This window comes from Cellulophaga tyrosinoxydans (assembly GCF_900176415.1).
Taxonomy (GTDB): Bacteria; Bacteroidota; Bacteroidia; order Flavobacteriales; family Flavobacteriaceae; genus Cellulophaga; species Cellulophaga tyrosinoxydans.
The window spans coordinates 1,349,882-1,374,965 of sequence record NZ_FWXO01000001.1; the positions used below are offsets into that span (position 1 = coordinate 1,349,882).

General features: G+C 32.1%; 21 protein-coding genes. 3 read left to right on the forward strand and 18 right to left on the reverse strand.

What is annotated here, in order from left to right; all coding sequences use genetic code 11:
* Nucleotides 1–524: 524 nt before the first annotated feature.
* The 10 genes from B8963_RS06120 to B8963_RS06165 all read right to left on the reverse strand — a co-directional run bounded on the left by B8963_RS06120 (nucleotide 525) and on the right by B8963_RS06165 (nucleotide 8,358).
* On the reverse strand, nucleotides 525–869 hold the full coding sequence (locus tag B8963_RS06120; protein WP_084060510.1) for a hypothetical protein: 345 nt from the start codon (nucleotides 867–869) through the stop codon (nucleotides 525–527).
* A gap of 9 nt (nucleotides 870–878) precedes the next feature.
* Nucleotides 879–1,430 carry a hypothetical protein gene (locus B8963_RS06125; RefSeq protein WP_084060511.1) on the reverse strand — a complete coding sequence of 184 codons (552 nt, stop codon included), beginning with the start codon at nucleotides 1,428–1,430 and terminating at the stop codon, nucleotides 879–881.
* 217 nt (nucleotides 1,431–1,647) lie between these two features.
* On the reverse strand, nucleotides 1,648–2,067 hold the full coding sequence (locus B8963_RS06130) for a hypothetical protein (RefSeq protein WP_084060512.1): 420 nt from the start codon (nucleotides 2,065–2,067) through the stop codon (nucleotides 1,648–1,650).
* A gap of 376 nt (nucleotides 2,068–2,443) precedes the next feature.
* Nucleotides 2,444–3,298 carry a hypothetical protein gene (locus B8963_RS06135; protein WP_084060513.1) on the reverse strand — a complete coding sequence of 285 codons (855 nt, stop codon included), beginning with the start codon at nucleotides 3,296–3,298 and terminating at the stop codon, nucleotides 2,444–2,446.
* 44 nt (nucleotides 3,299–3,342) lie between these two features.
* Nucleotides 3,343–3,909, reverse strand: coding sequence for an outer membrane beta-barrel protein (locus tag B8963_RS06140; protein ID WP_159447281.1), 567 nt, complete (start codon nucleotides 3,907–3,909; stop codon nucleotides 3,343–3,345).
* A gap of 43 nt (nucleotides 3,910–3,952) precedes the next feature.
* Nucleotides 3,953–4,987, reverse strand: a complete 1,035-nt coding sequence (locus B8963_RS06145) for an agmatine deiminase family protein (RefSeq protein WP_084060515.1) — start codon at nucleotides 4,985–4,987, stop codon at nucleotides 3,953–3,955.
* Nucleotides 4,988–4,992: 5 nt separating this feature from the next.
* A complete protein-coding gene (locus B8963_RS06150; RefSeq protein WP_084060516.1) occupies nucleotides 4,993–5,880 on the reverse strand; it encodes a carbon-nitrogen hydrolase in 888 nt (295 codons plus the stop codon).
* A gap of 80 nt (nucleotides 5,881–5,960) precedes the next feature.
* On the reverse strand, nucleotides 5,961–6,611 hold the full coding sequence (locus B8963_RS06155; protein ID WP_084060517.1) for a hypothetical protein: 651 nt from the start codon (nucleotides 6,609–6,611) through the stop codon (nucleotides 5,961–5,963).
* Between the two features lie 77 nt (nucleotides 6,612–6,688).
* On the reverse strand, nucleotides 6,689–7,342 hold the full coding sequence (locus B8963_RS06160; RefSeq protein ID WP_084060518.1) for a hypothetical protein: 654 nt from the start codon (nucleotides 7,340–7,342) through the stop codon (nucleotides 6,689–6,691).
* 119 nt (nucleotides 7,343–7,461) lie between these two features.
* Nucleotides 7,462–8,358, reverse strand: coding sequence for a metallophosphoesterase (locus B8963_RS06165; RefSeq protein ID WP_084060519.1), 897 nt, complete (start codon nucleotides 8,356–8,358; stop codon nucleotides 7,462–7,464).
* A gap of 111 nt (nucleotides 8,359–8,469) precedes the next feature.
* Between B8963_RS06165 and B8963_RS06170 the strand changes: the two genes are divergently transcribed.
* Entirely contained in the window at nucleotides 8,470–10,842 is a 2,373-nt protein-coding gene (locus B8963_RS06170; protein ID WP_084060520.1) for a GAF domain-containing protein, read from the forward strand.
* Between the two features lie 7 nt (nucleotides 10,843–10,849).
* Here the strand turns inward: B8963_RS06170 and B8963_RS06175 are convergent, their stop codons facing one another.
* The 6 genes from B8963_RS06175 to B8963_RS06205 form a co-directional block, all read right to left on the reverse strand.
* On the reverse strand, nucleotides 10,850–11,242 hold the full coding sequence (locus B8963_RS06175; RefSeq protein WP_084060521.1) for a hypothetical protein: 393 nt from the start codon (nucleotides 11,240–11,242) through the stop codon (nucleotides 10,850–10,852).
* A complete protein-coding gene (locus tag B8963_RS06180) occupies nucleotides 11,239–11,658 on the reverse strand; it encodes a GreA/GreB family elongation factor (protein ID WP_084060522.1) in 420 nt (139 codons plus the stop codon). The genes B8963_RS06175 and B8963_RS06180 overlap by 4 nt, the downstream gene beginning before the upstream one ends.
* Nucleotides 11,659–11,689: 31 nt before the next feature.
* The gene (locus tag B8963_RS06185; protein WP_084060523.1) at nucleotides 11,690–12,979 is read right to left on the reverse strand and encodes a Glu/Leu/Phe/Val family dehydrogenase; all 1,290 of its coding nucleotides are present in this window, start codon (nucleotides 12,977–12,979) and stop codon (nucleotides 11,690–11,692) included.
* A 502-nt stretch (nucleotides 12,980–13,481) separates the two neighbouring features.
* Nucleotides 13,482–14,801: a sigma-54-dependent transcriptional regulator gene (locus B8963_RS06195; RefSeq protein ID WP_084060525.1), complete on the reverse strand. Its 1,320-nt coding sequence runs from the start codon at nucleotides 14,799–14,801 to the stop codon at nucleotides 13,482–13,484.
* A 2-nt stretch (nucleotides 14,802–14,803) separates the two neighbouring features.
* Nucleotides 14,804–15,895 carry a sensor histidine kinase gene (locus B8963_RS06200; RefSeq protein WP_084060526.1) on the reverse strand — a complete coding sequence of 364 codons (1,092 nt, stop codon included), beginning with the start codon at nucleotides 15,893–15,895 and terminating at the stop codon, nucleotides 14,804–14,806.
* Between the two features lie 107 nt (nucleotides 15,896–16,002).
* The gene (locus B8963_RS06205; protein ID WP_084060527.1) at nucleotides 16,003–17,205 is read right to left on the reverse strand and encodes a Pycsar system effector family protein; all 1,203 of its coding nucleotides are present in this window, start codon (nucleotides 17,203–17,205) and stop codon (nucleotides 16,003–16,005) included.
* Nucleotides 17,206–17,259: 54 nt separating this feature from the next.
* On the opposite strand from B8963_RS06205, the gene B8963_RS06210 reads away from it, so the two are divergent.
* Nucleotides 17,260–20,970 carry a metallophosphoesterase gene (locus B8963_RS06210; protein WP_084060528.1) on the forward strand — a complete coding sequence of 1,237 codons (3,711 nt, stop codon included), beginning with the start codon at nucleotides 17,260–17,262 and terminating at the stop codon, nucleotides 20,968–20,970.
* 6 nt (nucleotides 20,971–20,976) lie between these two features.
* Here B8963_RS06210 and B8963_RS06215 read toward each other — a convergent pair whose 3' ends face one another.
* On the reverse strand, nucleotides 20,977–21,828 hold the full coding sequence (locus B8963_RS06215; protein WP_084060529.1) for a hypothetical protein: 852 nt from the start codon (nucleotides 21,826–21,828) through the stop codon (nucleotides 20,977–20,979).
* A gap of 227 nt (nucleotides 21,829–22,055) precedes the next feature.
* On the opposite strand from B8963_RS06215, the gene B8963_RS06220 reads away from it, so the two are divergent.
* Complete coding sequence (locus B8963_RS06220) at nucleotides 22,056–23,645, forward strand: solute:sodium symporter family transporter (RefSeq protein WP_084060530.1); 1,590 nt, start codon at nucleotides 22,056–22,058, stop codon at nucleotides 23,643–23,645.
* A 58-nt stretch (nucleotides 23,646–23,703) separates the two neighbouring features.
* Here B8963_RS06220 and B8963_RS06225 read toward each other — a convergent pair whose 3' ends face one another.
* Nucleotides 23,704–25,032, reverse strand: a complete 1,329-nt coding sequence (locus B8963_RS06225) for a vanadium-dependent haloperoxidase (protein WP_084060531.1) — start codon at nucleotides 25,030–25,032, stop codon at nucleotides 23,704–23,706.
* Nucleotides 25,033–25,084 lie beyond the last annotated feature (52 nt).

Genomic DNA, 25,084 nt, shown 5'->3' on the forward strand with positions numbered 1-25,084 from the left:
TTTAATATCAAAAACAAATAATATTATAAACAATAAAAGCGTTAAGGGGAAAATAACAAACAAGACCATCATTCCCAATAAATTAGGCGTATAAACCGCCATTTTATATTCTGGTGGCAGAAAAAAAACCAGAGCATTTGTAGACAGGAATATATAAAATATGATATTTAAAATTTTATATGTTTTCATATGAGTTAATTTTATTTACATCTCTAAATCAAAGATAGGTTTGTTGCCATTTAAAACATCCTTTACATCATCCCAATCAGATCTATCTTTTATTGACATTTTAATATTGGATTTACGTCTGTTATTATTCATTAAACCATTTATTTTATCCTGAAAACTAATCCAAAGATCATCAGCGCCTTAAATACATTATCCAATCCAGATAGAGTATAAGCTATTACTTGAAATACATTTGAGTCAATTCTATTCATACCTCTGACAAAAAAGTCATAGGAACCATCACTTTGTTTTTCTTATTTAAATTTATCATCATACGATTGTAATGGCGCAGAATTTTAGTTGCTTTTTTTTCTTTGCCAATGTTCTAGCATCATTGCTGCATGAAATGAACATTCGGGAATTTGTGCTGTACTAATTTTCTTGAGAATACTCAATGATACATCTTCGTAAAAAGGAAGTAATAAGTTGGCTATCCAAATTTGGATGTTAGGTTCCTTATGATCCAACAAGTCTTTTAAATCACGCAAATCAAAATTATCCTTTATATAGTTGTTAATTGCAAAGGCCTTTTTAATACTCTTTTGTTCTGCTCTATGGTCATTATTGAGTAATAACTTATGTTGAATTAACAATTCATTTACCAACGCTGCTTTTGCAGCTTTAATGTTTTCAAATTCCATAGATATTAGTTACGGTATATAAAGGTTTATTTTGTGATAATAAATCCATTTATTCTCCAATTTTCTATAGATATACAAATCTCCACTGCCATCTGTAGCATCTGAGCTACAGGAGTAAAAAATGATAGCCCAATCTTTAGAATGGCTAATAAAAGGAATAGATATCCTGCATATTAACTTTTGCTGATTAAGAGTATCAAAGCTTACTTTTTGATTGTACGGATCTAAATCTCGAACTAAAATAATATTTGAAGATAATTTGGTTTCTTCGATTATAGTAGTGTCTTTGATCCTAGAGAAGGACTCTAAATGATCAATACTTATCCCTGATAAAAATAAATTAATATCTGGTGTTTGTTCTGATTTGATTGGCGCCCATTCTTCTTCAAAAAATCTTCTAGTTAAAATAGATGAATTATAATTAGAAATTAAAGGGACAAATTTATAGTATAAATTTGTGTTACTTTTTTTATTTGCAAATATTGAATTTATCACTTCATACGTTTGGCCAATTGCCAATTGACTAATAACTAAACATAGAATAAAAAGAATGTTTTTCATAATTTTGAGTATAGTTTTCTTTTATTTATATAAAAGGTTCTAGTATTCTAATCTTTACGTATTCCTATAATCTTACAGCACGACGTATTAGTAGCTTTTTTAAACTTGTAGCCTCAGATTCAGGCGACTTTGCGAGTGTAAGTATAAATAATTTATAGCTTTCTTTTCAACCCAATAACGCCGCAAAGAAAATTATTTGCGCAATACCTAGATTCCATTACTCTATATGGTATACCCATTTAACCTTAAATTTTTGATATTTATTTTCAGATACTTTTTCAATTAAAAAAATATCTGGATAAACTTTATATGGGTAATATACATTTTCTTCTTGAACTTTAATTTTTAGCTTATCAATACTAGAAAAATTAGTATTCTTTAAATCATTTTCATTTAAAATTTCAGAGTTTTTATGATTTAAAACCATAAACAATTCACCTTTTATAAAATATTTTAAATGTCTATTAACCAAACTTTTTTGGAATAATTTTTCAGAATTAGTATTTCCACTACCATCTTCTTTAGTGTAATTCTCATTTGAAGACCCATCAAAATAAATAAATTTTGGTTCCTGTGAGAAAGCTATTGCACTAAATACCATAAAAAATATAGACAATAATATTTTTAATTTGTACATGGATCAAGTTTGTTTTTATTAATAAAACTATTTATTACATTTTTTATCCTAGTCGTTTCTGTATGAGTAAATTTCTTTCCAAGTAGTAACAGTGCTATTGATTAAACCTTCCTAGGCTAAATCTTGGAATAACTGTTTTAGTAAAATGTTTTCTGCAACTTATATGCCAGTGTCATATTTTGCTAAAATTCGACCAATTGTTTCTCTGTAATTAGCTGTTAATTACTCATAATGCCCCGCTAGAACGAGTAACTGTAAGTTAAAGATAATATGAAAATAAAATAATAGTCAAGCACGAATTATCTCTGTGTATTAGCACGTTTAAACTATATAGCCTCAAAGGCGGGAGACTTTGCGGAGTGGGGGGTATCATTTTTTAATTCGTTAGTTTCTGAAATGGAATAGTTAACTTTTTAAAATGTGCTTCTAGTTCTGCTGATGCTTCAAAAGGTCTAAATTGAATTTGCTTAGTCTCTTTTAGTTTTTTACGTAGTTCATCAAGTTTTAAAATACTTTTAATATAATCGCCATAAAGTAAATTCTTATCATATCGAATAAAGAGTAAAGCTTCATTAGGAATGAGGTTTGCAAGATTTTGTTCATCTAAAGGCTCTCCATTACTATCTAATATTTTATCATTTTTAAGGGTGACAAAAGTATAAGTGCTAAAAGAGTTTAAACCTTCTTCTACCATTGTTTTATCAACTGCGTAGATGTACTCTACAAGTGATGGTGGAGGAGGGGGAGGAGTCATCATAAAAACAAATTCAATTTCTTCCTCATCTAAGTCTTCAGTTTTTATTTTTATTGGATTAAGACTTTTGTAATTGTTAGGGTTATATTCTAATAATTTATTTATAGACTCTAGCGCTTCAACATTTCCGGTGTTGTAATGAATATTGTTTTTTGCTTTCGCTACCTCCATTTTTATTGCGTCAATAAAAGAATACCTCACATTTTTATCAGCATAAAGTAATACTAATTGCGGTACCCATTCGTCAATGGATTTATTTTTTTGATCAATAATAGCATAAGAGATGTCATCAAAATATTCCAATTTGCGCCCATCATTATAGACTTCTTGGTTTTCTGTCACATACAAACTAAAAAGCTGTAATGCCTCCTCTATGGCCATTTCTTTTCCACCTTCAGGAAGTTTTATACTTTCTTTTGGTTGGGCATTTAATGATAGACTTAAGCAAAATAGAAAAGTAACTATAACTGTTTTCATCGTTTATAAATTATAAATTTTACAAAAAATATAAAATCTGGCGATTAAAAACGAATACCCACACCAATTTTCAACAAATCTAATGATCTATCGTAGGAAACAACTAAATCATTTTCGGAGTTTTCTATAGTTTGTTTATAAGGTATCTTGGTGGTATCATATTGTATATGCACAAAGAAGTTATCTGTGAGGTCAAAAGCAGCGCCTAAGTTCAAGTTAAGGCCTCCTTTGTTGTCTTTTTCTATTAATGCGTCAGATTTAAATGTGAAATTAACAAGAGTATAACCTACACCAAAATAGGGTCTGAATTTTTGTATGGAAGGAATACTTAATTCACCAAAGACTCTAGGTTGGAGTATAAGTGCACTTTCTTTAATAGAAAAAGTACCAAGGTTATAATTATTTTGGAGATAATTTACATCCATAGATCCGCCAAGGTTTACAACGCCTAATTTTGTAAATCTCACTTGCAATCCTAAATCTACGATTCCGTTAAAATCTTCATAGTCACCTACTGTCATTGGAAATGCTATGGTAGCACTAACATTTTTGTCTTGAGCAAAACTTCCGATACTAAAAAGCAATACTAATAAGGAAATTATTTTCTTCACAACTATCAAATTAATTAAATATTGTTTTTTGTAATTGGTAACCTTAAACAGGAATTTGCTGACTTAAACAATGCAGTGTTCCAAAGCCCCAGATAAAATCAATACAACTTATGCCAATAACTTCACGATCCGGAAAGCAATCGGCTAAAATGTTTAAAGCAACTCGATCTTTAACGTCATTAAAAGTGGGCACTAGTACCGTGTTATTTAAAATTAAAAAGTTTGCGTAGCTGGCTGGGAGTTGTAAGCCATCAAAAAGAATTGGCTTTGGCATAGGAAGCGGTACCACCTTTAGCGCTTGTCCGTTTTCTAATTTTGCTTCTTGTAAGCGTTTTAAATTTTCTTGAAGCGGTTTGTAGTTTTTGTCTTTTGGATTATCTTCAACCACAGTAACTACTGTGTTTTCATTTACAAAACGGCATAAATCGTCTATATGCCCGTGGGTGTCGTCACCTACAATGCCATCTTTTAGCCAAATGGTATGGGTAACACCAAAGTATTCTAAAAAAATAGCTTCGTAATCTTCTTTGGTAAAACCTGCATTACGAACTTGTATTTTAGGGTCTAATAAACATTCTTCGGAAGTAATTAATGTGCCCTTACCATTAACCTCGAGAGCACCGCCTTCTAAAACTACTTTTTTGCCTTTATATGTTACATTCGTGATTGGCACTTGCAAATGTTCTGCGACAGTTTCTGGAACGTGCTTATCTAATTGCCAGTTTTTATACTTTGCCCAACCATTAAAATTAAAGTTTAATGCTTCTCTTTTGGTACCATTTTTTACGATTATGGGTCCAGAATCACGCATCCAACTACGGTTGGTTTTTTTAATGATAAAAGAGATATTTTTTAGTTTCACCGTTGCTAATTCTAGCATTTCGGTTACTTTTTCTTTTAAATTTTTATCCGCTACAACTAAGAAAACGGTTTCTTGTTCGGCAACTTTTTTAATGTATTCTACAAATGCCCATTGTACCGCAGCGTATTTTCCTGGCCAATCGTTGCCATTATGCGGAAAACACAATAAAACGCCTTGTTGTTTTTCCCATTCTGCAGGAAATCTTCTAGTTGCCATAAAAATTAGTCTAAAGCACGTTTGGTAATATCCTCAAAAGCATCAATTCTACGGTCACGGAAAAAAGGCCAATTCTGACGCACATTTTCTTGATGATCTAAATCTACTTCGGCAAGTAGTATTTCTTCTTTATCAGAAGAGGCTTGTGCTAAAATTTCGCCTTGAGGTCCGCATATGAATGAATTACCCCAAAATTCTAGTCCGTCTGTATCAGGTAAATATTTTTCTAAACCTATACGGTTTGCAGCAGCTACATAAACTCCATTGGCAACGGCATGCCCTTTCATTACATTCATCCACGCCCCATATTGGTTTTCACCATATTGTGCTTTTTCTGATGGATGCCAGCCGATTGCAGTAGGGTAAAAAATTACTTCTGCACCTTTTAGTGCCGTAAGTCTTGCTGCTTCTGGATACCATTGATCCCAGCAAATTAGGGTGCCTATTTTGCCTTTTTTAGTTGGGGTGGTTTTAAAGCCTAAATCACCAGGAGTGAAGTAAAATTTTTCATAAAAATGCGGGTCATCTGGAATATGCATTTTTCGGTACAAACCAGCTTGTGAGCCATCTGTATCTATAATATAAGCACTGTTATGGTAGATTCCCGACATTCTCTTTTCAAAGAATGGGATGATTAAAGCCACTTTTAACTCTTTAGCCAAATCACTAAATGCAGTAAAAGAAACGTCGCCTAATGGTTCTGCTAGCGAAAAATTAGAAACATCTTCACTCTGACAGAAATAATGACTGCTATACAATTCAGGGAGCGAAATTACTTCGGCACCTTTTTCAGCTGCTTTTCGGATCCAGCTTAGGCATTTTTTTCTGTTTTCTTCTGGGGTATTATTCAGATTTAACTGAATAACAGCAATAGTGTATTTTTTATTAGCCATGAAAAATAGGAATATAAATAAGCGACAAAGATATTAAAATAAAAAAAAGATATCGGCTAGGCTAGGTGTAAGAATAAAAACTATTCTTTAGTAACCACGAAAGTTGCAATGCTACCAGCAGATAAATTCCATTGGTTGGCATAGATAAGTTTTCCTTCATCATCATACACATTTATTTGTGCCGTATTTGGGCTAGAGGCACCTTCATTTAGGGCTTCGAATTCTATTCTGTTAAAACCAGATTTTAAATCAACATTCACCCCTTTAAAAGCAGCAGTTAAGAACATTTTAGGTTCTACAATTTCACCATTTACCTTAATACGGACTTGATCGCCATCTACATATTCATGATCGCGACATACAATACCAACAAATTTGCCATTGTTTTTAATATCGCCCATGTACATGTTAGGAAAGTGTTGTCCGGCTTTGCCTTCAAATTTTTCGCCAATTTTAGGGTCCAATTTTAAATCGGCTCCAGCTTGCACTAAATCTTTATTTGGAAGCATTGATATTTTAGGCTTTAAAGAATCTTTCATATCAAATTCTTTAGGCTTACTCAATAAATCGGGCATGTTTAAAGACAAAGACTTTGGCTTCTCTGGATTTAATTTTAAATCGGTTGGGGTTTTGCTCTCTATTTTTAACGGTTGCGTCTTAGAGACCCCTTCTTGAGAAAAGCCCCATTGAACAAGAAAAATGCAAAAAATAAGACTAAAAATGCGCTTCATAAGTATTAAAGGTCGTTAACTACCTGTAAAACTAACAAATACCCTGCCAATGAGTTTAAAATTGATGTTAAAAGTGATTAATTATCTTCTAACTCGGTAATTTTTTTCTCGTACAATTTTTTGCTTTCCACCACAGCAACATTTAGCTCTTGCATAATGCCATCTACGCGACCTTCTATACTTTTCATTTGATCATTAATGTTGTCAAATGAATTAAGAGCAGCGGCAACTTCTAAAGCTTTTACAACTTCAACAGCATCGCCATGTAATAACCGCAATTTGCCAATGGCTTCTGCCGTATTTGCTAAAGTTCCGTTGTATTTAGTTCTTGCCTTATTTATAGCTTTTAAAAGCGTTTTTTTACTAGTTTCGTCACTTAAGCTATTGGTTTGGGTTTCCATTGCGGTGAATAAGTTAGAAGCTTTTGTTTTTAAATCTTCATACTCTTTATTTAAGTTTTCAACGCGTTTGTCTACTTTTTCCCAATCGCCATAAACTTTAGCAAATTCTTTGTCTTCGTTTTTGGTGTCTTCTAGGGCGCTTTTTAGAGAATTTAGCGATTCTAATCCAGAATTTACAATTTTATTGGCATTCTCTTTTTTGTTTTCGAAAGATGAAACTTGAGATTTGAATTTATCTTTTAATCGGATTAAATCTTCTGGACTTTTATTTTTCCAACAAGATACAGCAAGGAATGATACTAAAAATAAGGTAAGTGTTTTCTTTAACATGGTAGTGTTTGTAATTAATATGCGCTAAAATAAGGAAATTATTTGCCTAAATTAAAATTGAAGGAAAGATGTGTTGCGTGTAGAAATTTTGAAAATACTTTATTCACCAGCATTTTAGACTATTTTTCTTGATAGCTACTTAATTTTTGCGGCCCTTCTAAAACAACACGTTCTACTTTTAAAACACCATCTTCTGTTGTGGCAATATGCCATTTTATTAACGCAATTTTTCCATTTTCTATTTCTATACCTGTTATACTTCTTGGATGCACGCAACTCCCATCATTAAAAAAAGGGATGTCGCCTGGTTCAGGAAATCGTGGTCTATGGGTATGGCCAACGATAGTTATTAGAAGTTTATTTTGAACAATCCATTTTTTAATGCGACGTTCAATTTTTATTAATTCTTTGTAGTTTTTAGCCGGACTTGTGGGATCTGCAATTCCCCAAACCTGTAAAGGTTTCCATAGAACACGCACTAAAAACCTACCCCAACGCCAAAAAGTGTAGTTCCACCAATCTGCTTGGTGACCATGGGTTAAAAATAATTCTTGGTTGGTTTGTGTGTGTTTTAGCACAATGCCTTCTTCGTACGTAAGACCTGCAAAAAGCGATTTATCACAACCTTCAATGGGATCAAAATAGGTGCTTAAGTATTGCTTTACATAGGCTGAGTTTTTATAAACCATATCATGGTTTCCCCAAATCATATGTAATCTTTCTAATAAATGAAACTCTCGGAGTAGTAGGAACACATTTTTATGAGCATCAAAAATAGATTGAAAATTTATGTTTTCCCATAGCTCATCTCCATCTCCTAATTCAAAATACTCAAAACCTTCTTTAAAATAATGCTTTAAGGCGTGAAAATAGATGTTTCTGTTATTGGCAAAATCATCTGCAAAACTATTATCACCTCTATGACAATCACTAAATAAAATAAATTTAGAAGAATCATCAAAAGGTACCACTTTCGCATTGGCATAAGCTCTTGATAATCTTGAGTTAGATGACATAATAATTTTTTTATAAATATCTAAAAAAGTCTAGAAACTAAAAGTGTTCAGGACATAAAGTTCTAAATTTTCTTTTGTAATTTTGTAAACTATTTTACGACCAAGTATAGTATGTTAGACAGCCAACAATCACCACTAAATCAAGTTATTAGCTTTAATAAGTTATTAGAGCATTATGACGTTATGGCTAAAAGTGATGATAAATTTATTGCTGAAAAGGCTAAATACATACTAAACGCGCAAGCTCCTTACCCAGAATTGCGTGAAGGTTTTACTGATGTTGCTTTGTTGGAAAAGCATAAGGCGGTCATAAAAATTATTCTGCAAGACACTTTTTCTGAAGTGCTTACTAAAAATGAAATTAAAACAGCTTCCTTACCATTTAATGACATTGTTTTTAATTCATCAGAACGATTTAAAAAAATATTGGAAGATGCTGGCGGTAAAGAGTTCTCTCCGCATTTAAGAGATTATCCAGATCATCATTTATACATTTTGTATTGTACTGTTATTTTAAACATGCATTACGGGTATCAATTGGATTTTAAAAGACCACTATTCTACGATATTCCTGATAAGAATGGAATTATGCGTCATTATAGAATTATGTATAATGCTGATTTTATGGAGATTCTTCCAACAGATAAAGCACCAGATCTTAGTGAAGAAGATATTAATGAATTACTAGAGAATTTTGATGATTTGGCTTTGTGGCAACAGAAAATTCCACCACAAAGTTTTATAGGAAAAGGATTTGTGGTTTCGTCTATGTTTGATGTCACTAATGAACATTCCATATCGGAGATAAAATCTAGTCTTATTGCAAATGATAAGAGAGGTAGTGAAGACTTTATGAAGAATATGCAGTCTACCTTCCGATCTTTTTTTAGCATACCCGATATTAGAGCAGGCTTTGTTACTTATAACCCAAAGAAAGATCAGTTTGAAAGAGTATTTGGAGTAGGCATGGAAAGTTTTATTCTTCATGATAAAGATGTGGAAGCTTGTACTGAAGCGCTATGTAAATCTTCTTATACTAAATTGCTCAATGATAATGCCTATTTTTCAATCGCAGATATAGATAAATATACCGAATTATGTGGAAGTGATTTACCTTATAAATCGCTTAAAGAACAAGGTATTAAGAGTGCCATTTTTGCACCTATTGCTAACGAAGGAATGCTTTTAGGTGTTTTGGAACTGGTTTCTACCAAAAAATATGCGCTGAATAGTGTCAATGCAAATAAGCTTGAAGATATAATGCCTTTTATTGTAACCGGGGTATTACGATCTATGTCTGAAGAAGAAAATAGAATCGATGCTATTATTCAAAATGAGTGTACTTCTGTACATTCTTCTGTGTATTGGAAATTTAGAGATGAGGCTAAACGTTTTATTCTAGATAGTTTAGATAACAAGCAACCATCATTTAAAGAAATTGTTTTTAAAGATGTTTATCCATTATATGGTCAAATAGATATTAAAGATTCTTCAACTGCCCGTAATATTGCCATACAGCGCGATTTAATGATTCAATTATCAGAAGTAAATAACGTGCTTTTGAAAGCTTGGGAAAAAAATAAACTTCCCATTTTAGAAGAATTAATGTATCGTGTAAACAATCATATTGATGAGGTTAAAGAGGTTTTAAATACCAATAGCGAACAAGCCATATTTACGTTTATTCAAGAAGAAATTGTGCCTGTTTTTGAGTATCTAAAAAAATCTGATGCAACATTACAAAAAGAGGTATTGGCCTATGAATCTAATATAGATATGGGCACCAACTCGTATTACGATCATCGTAGAAATTATGATGAAAGTGTTATGTTGATTAATAAAAAGCTCTCTTCGGTTATAGATAAACGCCAAAAAGATGCGCAAGCCATGTTTCCGCATTATTTTGAACGTTATAAAACCGATGGTGTAGAGCATAACATGTACATAGGCGCATCTATTGTAGACGACAAGGAGTTTAATCCTTTGTATTTGAGTAACCTTAGATTATGGCAATTACAGGTTATGTGCGAGATGGAGAATAAGCACTATAATTTAAAACCAGAATTGTCTGTTCCATTAGATGTAGCATCTTTAATGCTGGTTTATAATGGTTCTTTGGCCATAAGGTTTAGAATGGACGAAAAACGCTTTGATGTAGACGGTACCTATAATGCCCGATATGAAGTGATTAAAAAACGTATTGATAAATCGTACATAAAAGGCACTAGAAAAAGAATTACAGAACCAGGCAAACTGGTAATTGTATATTCACAAAAAAGTGATGAATTAGAATATCTTAGATATATTAAATTTCTAAAATCTAAAGGCTTTTTTAGTGGTAAAGTAGAAATTGTAGAACTTGAAGGACTACAGGGTGTTTCTGGGTTAAAAGCTATTCGAGCAGAAATTAATTATCACTTAAAAAATGCTAGTCCTGAAAAAACATATACGTACCAAGACCTTATGGAAGAATTGAAGAATTAATTAGCAATTATCTAAGATTAAATTCTAATAGATCTTCATATATTTTCATCTTCAAACTATTAAGTTGAACAAGTAATTCTAAGTAAGTACGCCTATTTTGTTCATGATTATTTAAGTAATAGGTATCGCACTGAATATTGTCGCATTCCATTATTTTAGACATGTTATTTTCGTAGCGATAAAGTTTGCTCAATTCAAGTGTAGTATTTCTTTTTGATGTTTTAATGAATTGATTGATAGTAGTATTTCGTAAAATTTTTTGTTCAATTTTATCAAAATATTCTAGCTCCTCATTCACAAATTCTAAATTTTCTATCCAATTTTTAATTTCGGTATTATCTTTTTTAAACATAATTACCTTATCCGAATCCGTTGCGTAAATTTTTTTAGTTCCATTCATAATAACACATCTATATCAATCTGACTTTCTTTTTGTTGCACTTTTGAAACTTTTAACTGCTGTTCCCCTGAAGGAAAATCCCATAAAATGGTATCTCCTTCAGCGTAACCAATAACAGCAGCACCCATTGGTGTAAGAATAGAAATTTTATTAGATTTTATATCGCTATCTGTAGGTAGTACTAGTTGAAATTCTTTAGTCCAATTAGTATTTGTTTGTATGGTAATAATTGAATTAAAGCGAATAACATCTTTAGGCATATCATTTTTATCGCATATAATGGCATGTTTCAACTCTTCAGCTAATTTTAAAATTGATTTTTTAACCGTTGAATCTTTTTGAAAGCCCGATAGGTTAATAAAACGTTTTAATAATACGTATTCCGTTTTCTCTATAGTTAAATTTCCGTACTTCATGTTTTTAATTTTAAATGTGTTAAGGCCTCTATTAAGGAAAAATACCTCTTTGGATATAGGCTAGTTCTAGTCGTTCAATAGCAATTATAAAAGCTGCTGTTCTCATATCTACATTTTTCGATTTAGATGTTTCAATGACTCTTTTGAAAGATTCTTCAAGCTTTTTTTCTAATTTTTCCATTACCTCATTCAATTGCCATATTTCACCATTTCTATTTTGAAGCCATTCAAAATAGCTCCCAATAACACCTCCAGAATTACATAAAATATCAGGAATTATATCAATTCCTTTTTTTAATAATATTTCTTCAGCTTCAATATCTGTAGGACCATTGGCGCCTTCAGCAATTAAATAAGCTTTAATTAAAGGGGCGTTTTCTTTTGTGATTTGATTACCTAAAGCTGCAGGAATACATATGTCACAATCCAAGCTAAAAAACGTATTGTTCTCTATTGGTGTAGATTCTTTAAAACCAAGAATACTTCCGTTATTACTTTTAGTGTATTCAAAAAGATGCTCAACTGAAATTCCGTTTTCATTAGTAATACTTCCAAATTGATCTTGAACCGCAACTAATATTGCCCCCTCTTTTTCCAAAAAGTAAGCAGCCCAATAGCCTACATTACCAAAACCTTGAACAATAAATTTTTTATCTTTTAAACTTACTTTTTTATGAGTGGCCCAAAACTTAATATTTAAATAAACACCGTAACCTGTGGCACGATCTCTACCTTCCGAACCTCCTGCTCCAATAGGTTTGCCTGTTACCACATGCATATTTTTAGAGCGCTCAGATGGCGATTTTGTAGACATATATGTGTCTAAAATCCAAGCCATTGTTTGTGGAGTTGTATTAACATCTGGTGCAGGAATATCTAATTCAGGTCCAATATTATCTCCTAAAGCATAAGTAAATCTTCTTGTGATGCGTTCTAATTCTGAGTTTGAGTATCTTGATGGATCTAATTGTATTCCTCCTTTTGCTCCACCATAAGGTAACCCAGCTAACGAGGTTTTCCATGTCATCCACATAGCCAGCGCTCTTGCAGCATCGATATCTACAGTTGGATGATATCTTAGTCCACCTTTATATGGTCCTAATGCATTATTATGTTGTACTCTATACCCTGTAAATACTTCCACATCACCATTGTCCATTTTTACTGGAAAGTGAACAACTAATTCGTTATTAGTAATTTCTAGTATTTTTCTAATACTTGGGTTTAGGTGAATAATATCTGCGGCATTATTAAATTGTCGCATTACATTGTCTAACATGCCTTGTTTAGTAGTCTTGGCTTCTTTTATTTTTGTAATCATAATTTTTTATTTTAGAACTAATACCATAAAGTTTGAATAGTTTCTGTGGAATTATTCTTGAAACTTGGATTTTCTTTATAATGCTCATATTCGTTACATGAACTAACACTTTTTTTAGTTTTTGTCAATACACAATAAGTTTTATGTGTACAGGTGGAGCAAATACTATGGATGAAATTTTTCATAAAATATTTTATTAACATTCTTAATAATCTACCTGACCTTCACCTATAATTAAATAGGCTTAGAAAGCCAAGTAGATATCATTAACCAACCACGATTATGATCGTTTTGTTTAGGGCTAAAAAATTCATAGAATTATTTAGACACATTTGTATAAATGAATACGTGTCTAGATTGGCAAGTTGCATGCCAATAAAAATGGGTAATTTTAAAAAAATGGTAATTGCCTTATAATCAATACTTAATGCTGATTATAATTTTGGTTAGGGCTATTGAGTCTGGGTATTTATTCCTCAGTTGGATATTTTTCACCCAGTAATTATTTTAATTTTTCACGTAACGTTTTACGATCAATTTGAAGTATTTCTGCTGCTTTTGTTTTGTTGTTGTTGGTTGAAGATAAAACTCTTTGAATATATTCTTTTTCAATTTCAGCCAGGGATTTTAGTGATGACTCAGGAAAATTTATCTGAAATTTTAGGTTGTTCGGAAGGTTTTCCACATCGATAATACCATCAGACATGATTACGGCATGTTGAATAACATTTTCTAATTCACGGATGTTTCCAGGCCAGTTGTAACGCTCCAGTATGGCAAGAGCATTTTGAGAAATGTTTAAGAGTCGATCTTTATATTCAATACCATATTTTTTTAAAAACTTAGTTACAAGCAATTTTATGTCTTCCTTTCTTTCTCTAAGAGGAGGTACTAGAATCTCAACCACAGTGAGGCGATAATAAAGATCTTCTCTAAATTTTTTCTGTTCAATTAACGTTGTAAGATTTTCATTTGTTGCGGCAATAATCCTCGCATCTATTTTTTCAACTTTTTGAGATCCAACTTTTGTGATTTCTTTTTCTTGTAATGCTCTCAGTAATTTGGCTTGTACAGCTAACGAGGCATTTCCTATTTCATCAAGAAATAAAGTACCTTTATGTGCTGCTTGAAAAAATCCATTTCTATTTTCATTAGCTCCAGTAAATGCCCCTTTAGTATAGCCAAACAATTCTGCTTCTAATAAATTTTCTGGTATGGCAGCGCAGTTTACTGCTATAAATGGTTGATTTGAGAATTTACCTGAATAATGTATTGCTCGTGAAACTAACTCTTTTCCTGTACCACTTTCTCCAAGTACTAGAATGCTTGCTTTGTTGTCTTTTACTCGATTTATAATGTCCTTTACTTTTGAAAATGCTGCAGAATTACCAATCATTTCAATATTTAAATTTTGATGACTTGTTTTTGGTGCTGCTAATTTTAAAGGTTTTACATTTTCTAAAGATTTTTTAACAGCAACTTTAAGCTCCTCTTTTGTAAATGGTTTTGTTAAATAATCTGACGCGCCTGATTTAATAACGTTTAAAGCACCTGCAACAGACGGGAACCCTGTGATGACTAATTTAGGGATATGAGGATAGTGTTCAGATACATATTTAATTAGTTCCAAACCGTCAACATCGGGCATTTGAATATCTGTTAATAATAAATCTATAGCAGTATCTTTAAGTATTGCTAATGCTTGTTTTACAGAAACTGCTTTGTAGGTATGGTAATTTAATGATTGCAAATGGCGTTGTACTAATTCTAATATATTAATATCATCATCAACAATTAATATGTTTTCTTCAAGTAGTTCCATAATTACAGCTTTGGAAAATCAACAATAAAAGTAGTTCCTTTTGGTTTATTGGCGACATGAGTAATTTTACCTTTGTGGCTCTTAACAATTCCATGCACTACACTTAAACCTAAACCGGAACCCTCTCCAATAGGTTTGGTTGTGAAAAAAGGCTGAAATATTTTATCTTCATTATCTTTTTCTATTCCAGATCCTTGGTCAGAAATGCTAATTCTTATCAAATTTAATTGGTTTTCTATCTTAATAGTGATTGTGCTATTCATTGGCGAAAAATAAATAGCATTCATTATAAGATTAAAAAGCACCTGCGTTAATTGAATAGTGTCAGCTTTTAACTGAATGTTTTCATTGTTAAAAGAAAGGTTATGCTTTATCTTATTTTTTTTAAATGTTGGCTCTAGAAGATTTAAAACATCGTGAACAATAGGATTAATGGTAAGTAATTGCATTTGCTGTGGCATTTCGCACGTAAAAAACATAAGTTTTTTTACGACTTCTCGTGAGAAAATTGCGCTGTCCACAATCTTATCTAAGTCTCTAATTACTTTTTCATCATGAATATTTTCTCTTATTAATTCAGCAAAGCCTAGTATATTAGCCAATGGCGTATTTAGTTCGTGAGCAATACCAGCAGTTATTTCGCCGAGAATATTTAATCTGTCCGCTCTTTCTACCTGCCTTTTTGTGGCAATTTCATTTTCTCTTATCTGTTTTCTCTCTAATAAATTACCAATGGCAAGGCTAACATTATTTAATAATATTTGCTCTTCTTTTAAAAAATCTGATGCTTGATATTTCTGTTTCGGATAGCCAACTTCAATAAAACCTTCAGTTTTATTAAACACATTAATTTCCGATTTTATGGATACTAAATCTGGGATATTTACATCTGAGGTTATTTTGTACCCATAACAGCACAAAATAACAAAAGTTGAGCTCTCGTAGCGCCATGCTTTTTTAAGAGAATTAACAATAGCTTCTAATGAGGTTTCTAATTGATTATAGTCACAATTTACTATAATTGAAGTTACTTCATATAAACACGTAAGTTCTTTAATACGCTCTTTAAGCTTTTCACCAGTAGTTGTTTTCATTGAAAAATAACATTAATTCAATTCATAGACTTGTTAATTATAGTTAAATTATTACTAACAAGTAATCTTCGTGGTGGTTGGTTAAGAAAAAAATGGTATTAATTTATTTAAGCAGGTAGCTCCATAATTCTTTCGGGCCCAAAAAACTTTAAGGCTACAAAAAATGCAATAACAGAAAGCACCATACCTATCATGAAAATGGTGTATGTCCAGCGCAGTAATTTGTATTTTTTATCTAAAACTAGGCCTAAAAAATATAAATCTTTGGTAAGTGAAGAATAAACATAATCTTGGTCTTTTATAAGTTCTTTTATAGCCCATTCATAATCTTCCAATTTCATTTTATGAAAATTACCAAAAAACAATAAGTTTACTTTTTTATTCGCTACATCGGCTTTTGAGAATTCACCACTGGTAACATTAGGTCTGGTTGCGAGTACAGACATAATCATAGAGCTTACGCTGAAAATTACAAAAATAGCTGCAGGAATTACTAAATAATCATTTGTAGGATTATCTAATTTTGGGATTAAATTAGAAAGTATTAATGAAATTATAATAGCATTTACTGAAAGTAAAATGTTCGCTTTGGTATCTGCAATATCACTTAATTTTAAATGATTACGCATGGTTACTCGGAACATGGTTTGTATTCCTCTTTCAGGGCTTTTATTTTTAAGACTAACTTTTAGTTCTTCTTTTTTGTGGAGTTTTTTATTTTTCTCTTTTAATTTAAGAAGCGCCTGTAGGTTTTCGTCTTTTTTTGGCTGCCAGTTTTCTATCGCATAGTTCGTGTAATATCTATGCATGGTTTGGAATACTTCTATATTTTTCTTACGCCATTCTTTTGTTGAGTATTCAGCTAAACCTAGTTGTTGCAGTTCTTCCCGTAGTAATTCAGAAGTTTCTAAATAGCTTTGCTGTGCAAAATGCGAACAATCAGCATCCTTAATAATTTGCTCCAATAAATTATTAGGTTCGTACTCCATTTTTGTAGCTAAAATAAGGCGTTCCACAGTGGCTATAAATTCTTTTGGGCAACTTAAATTTTCTAAAAATTTTTTAGCTAAAACAGCACTATGTTCTTCATGGTTGGTACTACTTACGGTATAACCTAAATCGTGTAGCCATGCAGCAACTAAAAGAGCATCATTTTCATTTGCATTAAGGTTAATATGCTCTAGTAATTCTTTAGTACTTTTAACGACTCTTTGAGTATGTCTTAGATTATGGTACAGGTATCTATTATCTAACTTTGTAGATAAAAGTTCTGTTGCATATTCTTCGGTTTTAGAAATTAAGTCGGACATGAGATTTTTTTTACGAATCTAAATTACGAATTTTAATATATTAAAATTAACGCCATGCGTAATCATTTCATTCTAATTGTTGCACTTTTATTTTTGTCAAGTTGTGCCACCTATCATGCAAAGTATAAAGTGGCTAACCAACCCAATGATATTGATAATAATAAAGAGATTTCGCATACTTTTTATTTAATAGGCGATGCAGGACTTTCGCCAATAGGAGGCATGAATACGGTTTTAAAAGCATTTAAGGAAAAATTAAACTCCGCTAATAAAAACAGTACTGCAATATTTTTGGGGGATAATATTTATCCTGCAGGACTTCCAGATCCAGTCGATTCGACTAAGGCATATAAAACCGCTGCTAGTCATTTAAATGCTCAAATAAGTACTTTAGAAAATTTTAATGGCAATAAATTTTTTATACCTGGAAATCATGATTGGTATACAGAAGGCTTAAAGGGATTAAAAAGAGAGCAAGATTATATTCAGCAAAAACTAAATAGCGACAAAGTATTTTTTCCGGAAGATGGTTGTCCAATAAAAACAATCAACATTAATGATGATGTGGTTGTGGTCGCAATAGATACGGAGTGGTATTTGACAAATTGGGATAAGAGACCAGATATTAATGACAAATGCGATATTAAGAGTAGAGATAAATTCTTCTTGGAGTTTGAAGATATAATCAAAGAAAATAGAGAACGGACTACAATTATTGCCATGCACCATCCTATGTTTACGTATGGTACGCACGGTGGGCAAACCTCGTTTAAACAGCAATTATATCCTTCTAGCGCTAAAATTCCACTTCCAATATTGGGTACTGTGGGCAATTTATTGCGGAAAACAGCAGGGCCATCAATCGAAGATGTAAACAATAAACTTTATAGAGAACTTGCCAGCCGAATTACTACGTTGGCACAATTTTCCGATAAAGTAATTTTTGTTTCTGGGCATGAACATACCTTACAATATATTGTGGAGAAAAATACGCCACAAATAGTTAGTGGTTCTGGAGCAAAAAAGGGCGCAACAAGATTACTGAATGGAAGTCATTTTTCTACAGGTGAAATGGGATACGCGACATTAGAAATTTATACCGATGGTTCTTCGAAAGTCCGTTTTTTTGGGTTAGATGCTGATAATAATGAAAAGTTTTTATTTGCAACTGATGTATTAGCAACAGATAGAAAGATAACGAAACATGAGTATAAAGATTCTTTTCCTAACTATATTGAAGCATCAGTTTATACTACAGAAGAAATAGAAAAATCTAAATTTTACAAGACAATTTGGGGTGAAAAATATCGCGAATATTACGGTACTAAAATTAATGCAAGAACAGTAAACCTAGATACGCTTTTTGGCGGATTAGCGCCTGTTAAAAAAGGAGGAGGGCATCAATCTAAATCTTTAAGATTACAAGATAAAAATGGAAAGCAATATGTAATGAGGGCATTGCGTAAAAGCGCTGAGCTCTATTTACAATCTATGGCTTTTCCGGATCAATATGTCTTGGAAGATTTAAAAGACACTTATACTCAAAAAATATTGGAAGATTTTTACACTGGAGCGCATCCGTATGCCCCTTTTACCGTTGCGGCATTGTCTGATGCTGTTGGGTTATACCATACTAATCCATTATTATTTTATGTTCCCAAGCAAAATGCCTTACAAGAATATAATGAAGATTTTGGCGATGAACTTTATATGATTGAAGAACATGCTGGAGATGGTCACGGAGATTTGAAAAGCTTTGGTTATGCTAATAATTTAAAGAGTACGGATAGTATGCTGGAAGATCTTCGTGATGATGAAAAATATAGTGTAGATGCAGATTTATATTTGAGAGCCAGATTGTTTGATATGGTTATTGGAGATTGGGACCGGCATACAGACCAGTGGCGTTGGGCTGAATTTAAAGATGAAAAATCAGGTAAAGTTGTTTATAGACCAGTGCCTAGAGATAGAGACCAGGTTTTTTCAAATATGGGCGATGGATTATTAATGAATTTGGCAACTAGAATTGTTCCTTCATTACGATTAATGGAGGGGTTTCATGAAGAAATAAGAAGTGCAAAGGGTTTTAACTCATCACCAAAGACTTATGTTTTAGACAAAGCCTTGCTATCTGAAACAACAGTGGAACAGTGGTTAGACCAAGCAAATTATTTAAAAGCTAATTTAACTCTAGAGGTAATCGAAAAAGCGATGAAATTTTTTCCAATAGAGGTGCAAGATGATACCGTTGAGTCTATTGGTAAAATAGTAGCCGCTAGATTACAAAATATAGACAAATACGCCTTAGAATACTATGCAGAATTAAATAAGTTTGCCGTGGTTGTAGGGACAGATAAAGATGATTGGTTCGAGATATTTGTTAATAGTCCAAATGAAACTACAATTAAAGGATACCGAAATATTAAGGATAAAAAGAAACGACAATTTTTTAATAAGACCTTTAATAAAAGTGTTACTAAAGAAATATGGGTCTATGGCCTTGATGACGATGATATATTTGAAGTAAAAGGCAGCAATTTAAATGGAATTAAGGTTAGACTCATAGGAGGAAAAAATAATGATAGCTATACCATTGAGGCACCTAAAAATATTAGTATATACGATTATAAAAGCAAAAGGAATACCTTTAAAAACGTTAAGAAAACGAAAGTTAAATTAACAGATAATTACATTGTTAACACCTACAAACCGCTAAAATTTCGCAACAGTATAAATCAAATAATCCCATCTGTTGGATTTAATCCAGATGATGGAATTAAGGTTGGTTTTGAAAATACGTATACCTACCAAGGTTTTAGGCAAAATCCGTTTACGCAAAGGCATAACGTTAGGGCATTGTATTTTTTTGCTACCAGCGGATATGATATTCAATACCAAGGAGAATTTGCGCATATTTTTGAAAATTGGAATTTGGAAATTGCGACACGTTTTACTAGCCCTAATTTTTCCATAAACTTTTTTGGCTTTGGAAATGATACTCCAAATTTTGATGAAGATCTTGAATTAGACTATAACAGAGTACGAATTAGAAATTTAAACTTTTCACCATCTTTGGTATGGAGAGGTAGGTTAGGGGCTAAGTTTAAAGTAGGACTTAAGTATGAATCAATTGAAGTTGAGGAAACAAATGATCGATTTATAAATGAGTTTTATCAAGCAAATGGAGAAGAAACTCAGAATAGTTTTGTTAGCGCTAATATGTCTTATGAATTTGAAAATAGAGACAATCAAGCTTTTCCAACATTAGGAATGGCAACTGCATTAAAAATTAGTTACACTTCAGATTTATCTTCTAGTAATGGTTTCGGAACAATTATTCCATCGTTGGCTTTTGATTATAAATTAGTTCCAAATGGCAGAATTGTGCTCGCCACTAAATGGAAAGCACATTTTATACTGGGTGATACTTTTGAGTTTTATCAAGGGGCTAGTATTGGTGGTGTTGACGGATTAAGAGGGTATAGAAATCAACGCTTTACAGGAAAAACTTCGTATTACCAAAACACAGATATCAGGTTTAATTTAAGCAAGGTAAAAACTAATATTTTGCCAACTACTTTAGGCATTTACGGAGGGTTTGATTATGGAAAAGTATGGTTACCCAATATAGATTCTGATACTTGGCATACGTCTTATGGAGGTGGGTTTTTCTTAAATGCATCAGATATCATGTCATTAAATCTTGCACTATTTAATAGTGATGACGGCCCAAGATTTACCTTTGGATTGGGGTTTGGATTTTAGTATTATTTAGTTAATTGAAAAAGAATATAAATTACGGCCTGTATTTGCACGCTCCTCGTCGGAGATAAGTAAAGTATTGTTGTCTTTAAAGCAAACAGATTCTAATTGTGTAGTTGCGCCTAAATCTATAGTTGTTAGTTTTCCAGTAGTAAAATTATCTGTATTGAACTCCGAAAAAATCCATAAAAATCCATAGCCTAAAAGCACAATCTTTTTTCCATCTGGGGAAATAGCGGCCGAAGTTACTTGGCATAAATGGTCTGTTGTGCAAGGCGTAAAATCACCAACTAATTGCGCTTTATAAGTTCCTTTTTTTGAAGGTACTTTATAAATTAAGGCCTTTCCCGAAAAAGGCTCCGATCTGTTTTTGGTAATAATATATAAGTAATCATTCCAAAAGAATAATGCTTCAGCATCAAAATTAAGGTTACTTTTTTTAGGAGGGAATTCTTTTTGTTCTGGGTAATAAAACTTTATTTCTTCTGCTTCAATTTTATCACCTTTTTCTTTCTCTGGATTAGAAATTTTATAAATTATTAAGTCTTTTCTTTTGTTGTTGTTATTTCCAATATCTGCAATGTATATATTGCCATTAGGGTCTTGAGCTAGGTCTTCCCAATCGTTGTTCTTCGCATGCTTTATTTTTAGTTCTTTTAAAATTTTTCCATTAAAGTCTATTTGATATATTTCATCTTTATTTCCGTGATCTTCAATAAACCATGCCTTATTACCCTGAAAATATGCAATGCCAGAATTTTCTTTTATCGCTTTTGGAAGTTTTGCAACAAAGGTTAATTGTCCGTAATTAGAACATCCTGTTAAAAAGAAAATTAAGCAACAATAAATTAATTTTTTCATAGCGTTTTCACTTTTTAATTTAAACTGGGAAGGTTAAGCAAAGCAACAAAAATGCATTTTTAAAAAAGTAAAATTACTGTTAAAAGTATTTTAGGGCTTATGCAATCGTTGTAGTTGATTAAATTATACAAATGATTAGGGAATACTATATAATATCACCTTATAAATTGAGATTTTAGTAAATATTCTAATATATTTATCAATTATAACTAAACAACTAAATTAAAATGCTAGGAATTATTTCATTTATCGGATTTACTGCACTTGTTGCAATAATTTCGTATTTCGCTACCAGAAAAACAGACGAAACATCGTCTGATGGATATTTTTTAGGAGGAAGGAGTCTTACGGCGGGAGTGATAGCAGGTTCGTTATTATTAACCAATTTATCTACGGAACAAATTGTTGGCTTAAATGGGAGCGCATATAAAGACGGTTTATCTGTTATGGCATGGGAAACTTTAGCAGCAATTGCTATTGTAGTCACAGCAATATTTTTATTGCCAAGATATTTAAAAGGTGGACTTACAACTGTTCCACAGTTTTTAGCAAAACGATTTGATGTAACTACCAAAACAATAACATCCATATTATTTTTAACCGGATACGTTGTGGTTTTACTACCCGTAATTTTATATTCTGGGTCTGTAGCTGTGAGTGGTATGTTTGATGTTCCAACCTTATTAGGTGTATCGAATGATACTGCACTTGTAATTTGTATTTGGGGTATTGGTATTATAGGGTCTATATATGCGGTTTTTGGTGGATTGAAAGCGGTTGCCGTTTCAGATTCAATAAATGCTATTGGTTTACTAATTGGAGGAGTATTAATTCCAATATTTGGATTAATGGCAATAGGAGATGGTAGTGTGCTTGGAGGCTTAGATACCCTAATATCTTCTAATCCAGAACGATTTGACTCTACAGGGAACCCAGGTCAAGAGGTTCCTTTTGCAACTATTTTTACTGGTATGATGTTGGTACAATTATTTTATTGGGGAACGAACCAGCAAATTATACAAAGAGCTTTAGGTGCTAAAAACTTGGCAGAAGGGCAAAAAGGATTGTTATTAGCTTCTTTCTTAAAAATATTAGGACCAATTATTTTGGTTTTACCAGGTATGATAGCGTATCATTATTTTGATAATGGTTTGGCTTCGAGCGACTTGGCGTATCCAGAGTTGGTAAGAGCCGTTTTGCCTAAGCCATTAGTGGGCTTTTTTGCTGCAGTATTATTTGGTGCTATATTAAGTTCTTTTAATAGTGTTTTGAATAGTTCTGTTACATTATTCGGAATAGATGTTTATAAGCAACATATAAATCCAGATGCCTCGGAAAACGTAATAGTTAAATATGGTAAAATATTTGGTATTTGTTTAGCGCTAGCGGCAATGTTTATTGCGCCATTAATTGCAGATGCAGGAAGTTTATTTGATTATTTGCAGGAGATTAATGGAATATATAGTATTCCTATTTTTACAATAATTGTAGTTGGTTATTTAACGAAGTATGTGCCAGCAATTGCTGCAAAAATTGGAATCGTTTCTGGTTCTCTACTTTATATGTTGAGTCAGTTTATTTTAAAGCCTTTTGTTTTTGGCGAAGAAAACTATCCTCATTTTTTACATGTAATGGCGTTCTTATTTGTTTTAAACATCATCATTATGTTGATTATTGGAAAGATGTATCCAAGAAAAGAGCCTTTTGTACTAGAATACACGAATCAAGTTTCCATAGAACCTTATAAATATGTAAAGCAGGTAGGTATAGCTATATGTTTTATAGTGATAGCAATTTATGTATACTTTGCAAGATAAACTTAAATAGAAAATATATTAGAGTTTATAGTTAATTACCCACTATTATTGGGGTATACTATTTTTTTAAAGTAACTAAATTTTTGGAAATATGTAAACCAACTTTTTCGCCTTGTTTTATACCTTCTTCAATAGCCATAATATAATGGATACCTCCGTATAACCTTGAAATAGCAGCCTCTTCGGACGCGTGAAGAAAAGATTTAAAACTACGCACTGGCAAACCATATTCTAATTCTGTAGTGTCAGCAAAAGCAAAATTATCACCATATAGTCGTGTTAACGTAATAGCAGCCGATCTAGAAATTACAGAATGACCACTTGTATACTCTGGAAAGGGTGGTGTTTGTAATAACGGCACCCATTGTTCGTCAATATGCTCGTTAATAACCGTCTCTGGTCGTACTAATAAGCTTCTCCATTTTTCATCCCAACAACTTATAAATCCATCATAAAGTGCTGTTGTTACATTGGTATATGCGTTTATTGTTTCGTCAAAATTACTATTAGCTTTTCTACTAGCGATAGCCGTAATTCCGATCCAGTGACCGCCAGGTGATATTTTTTTAGTTGCAAACATAGCGTGTCCCTGATGGTGTGAAACATAGGGATTACAATCCCAAAAACTTGCAATATCTTTTTTATTAGCGTCAATACCAGTACCTTCTTCATAAACTTGCATAAGTTGTTTATGAAAAGGACTACCTTCTGTTAAGTCATATGGTAAAGGTGGTTTTGGAGGAAATTGTCCAGCAGAATCCAAAACCAATGTTCTAATTTTATTCCATGATGGTTCTATACCATCCATATAATCTGGTGGAGTAGGTTTCCAGTATTGTGGTTCTTCCAGTATAGTATATTTAGGATAAGTTCTAGTTTGCTTGTACATATCAGTATTAGCCCATGCTAAAATATGTTTTGCCACTTCATCACCATATCTTGTTGATGCTTCTAATATATTTTCTGGCAAACCAGTTTCTTGTAAATCAGAATAAATTTTGTTCTGAAATTCTTCAATCCTATTTTCTGAAAAAATAAGCTCTTTGCCAATTGTCAAAAAAGCATGAATAGCAGCTAAATTCATATCGACATCTTCATCAGTAGGGTCAGGAATATCAGTAAAGTCGTTTATTTGACCCTGTAAAGAATTATACTTCTCAGGATGTGCTTTTTGCATAATTGAATAGGATGCAATCGTAGGGTACATATATACTCGTGATGCTACAGGAGGCGAAAAAATATCATATACAATAACATCAGTTAGCTTTTTCATTGAAGATTGAAAAAGTTCAGGATCTTGCAGTTTTTCTTTATAAGCAATATTTTCTTTACACGAGCCTAACAAAATAATGCAAGCTAGAATACAGTTTAAAATTATAGATTTCATTTACTTTTTTTTAAACTCTTTTAGAGTGAATTTTATTTTTTGTTAAAAATTA

What these genes read in the sequence shown, in the direction of transcription:
- B8963_RS06175 (WP_084060521.1), bottom strand. Translation starts at nt 11,242, where the DNA reads ATGAATGGAACTAAAAAAATTTACGCAACGGATTCGGATAAGGTAATT.
- B8963_RS06215 (WP_084060529.1), bottom strand. Translation starts at nt 21,828, where the DNA reads ATGAAAAAATTAATTTATTGTTGCTTAATTTTCTTTTTAACAGGATGT.
- B8963_RS06160 (WP_084060518.1), bottom strand. Translation starts at nt 7,342, where the DNA reads ATGTTAAAGAAAACACTTACCTTATTTTTAGTATCATTCCTTGCTGTA.
- B8963_RS06170 (WP_084060520.1), top strand. Translation starts at nt 8,470, where the DNA reads ATGTTAGACAGCCAACAATCACCACTAAATCAAGTTATTAGCTTTAAT.
- B8963_RS06150 (WP_084060516.1), bottom strand. Translation starts at nt 5,880, where the DNA reads ATGGCTAATAAAAAATACACTATTGCTGTTATTCAGTTAAATCTGAAT.
- B8963_RS06135 (WP_084060513.1), bottom strand. Translation starts at nt 3,298, where the DNA reads ATGAAAACAGTTATAGTTACTTTTCTATTTTGCTTAAGTCTATCATTA.
- B8963_RS06200 (WP_084060526.1), bottom strand. Translation starts at nt 15,895, where the DNA reads ATGAAAACAACTACTGGTGAAAAGCTTAAAGAGCGTATTAAAGAACTT.
- B8963_RS06155 (WP_084060517.1), bottom strand. Translation starts at nt 6,611, where the DNA reads ATGAAGCGCATTTTTAGTCTTATTTTTTGCATTTTTCTTGTTCAATGG.
- B8963_RS06210 (WP_084060528.1), top strand. Translation starts at nt 17,260, where the DNA reads ATGCGTAATCATTTCATTCTAATTGTTGCACTTTTATTTTTGTCAAGT.
- B8963_RS06130 (WP_084060512.1), bottom strand. Translation starts at nt 2,067, where the DNA reads ATGTACAAATTAAAAATATTATTGTCTATATTTTTTATGGTATTTAGT.
- B8963_RS06145 (WP_084060515.1), bottom strand. Translation starts at nt 4,987, where the DNA reads ATGGCAACTAGAAGATTTCCTGCAGAATGGGAAAAACAACAAGGCGTT.
- B8963_RS06125 (WP_084060511.1), bottom strand. Translation starts at nt 1,430, where the DNA reads ATGAAAAACATTCTTTTTATTCTATGTTTAGTTATTAGTCAATTGGCA.
- B8963_RS06205 (WP_084060527.1), bottom strand. Translation starts at nt 17,205, where the DNA reads ATGTCCGACTTAATTTCTAAAACCGAAGAATATGCAACAGAACTTTTA.
- B8963_RS06165 (WP_084060519.1), bottom strand. Translation starts at nt 8,358, where the DNA reads ATGTCATCTAACTCAAGATTATCAAGAGCTTATGCCAATGCGAAAGTG.
- B8963_RS06195 (WP_084060525.1), bottom strand. Translation starts at nt 14,801, where the DNA reads ATGGAACTACTTGAAGAAAACATATTAATTGTTGATGATGATATTAAT.
- B8963_RS06220 (WP_084060530.1), top strand. Translation starts at nt 22,056, where the DNA reads ATGCTAGGAATTATTTCATTTATCGGATTTACTGCACTTGTTGCAATA.
- B8963_RS06225 (WP_084060531.1), bottom strand. Translation starts at nt 25,032, where the DNA reads ATGAAATCTATAATTTTAAACTGTATTCTAGCTTGCATTATTTTGTTA.
- B8963_RS06120 (WP_084060510.1), bottom strand. Translation starts at nt 869, where the DNA reads ATGGAATTTGAAAACATTAAAGCTGCAAAAGCAGCGTTGGTAAATGAA.
- B8963_RS06185 (WP_084060523.1), bottom strand. Translation starts at nt 12,979, where the DNA reads ATGATTACAAAAATAAAAGAAGCCAAGACTACTAAACAAGGCATGTTA.
- B8963_RS06180 (WP_084060522.1), bottom strand. Translation starts at nt 11,658, where the DNA reads ATGAAGTACGGAAATTTAACTATAGAGAAAACGGAATACGTATTATTA.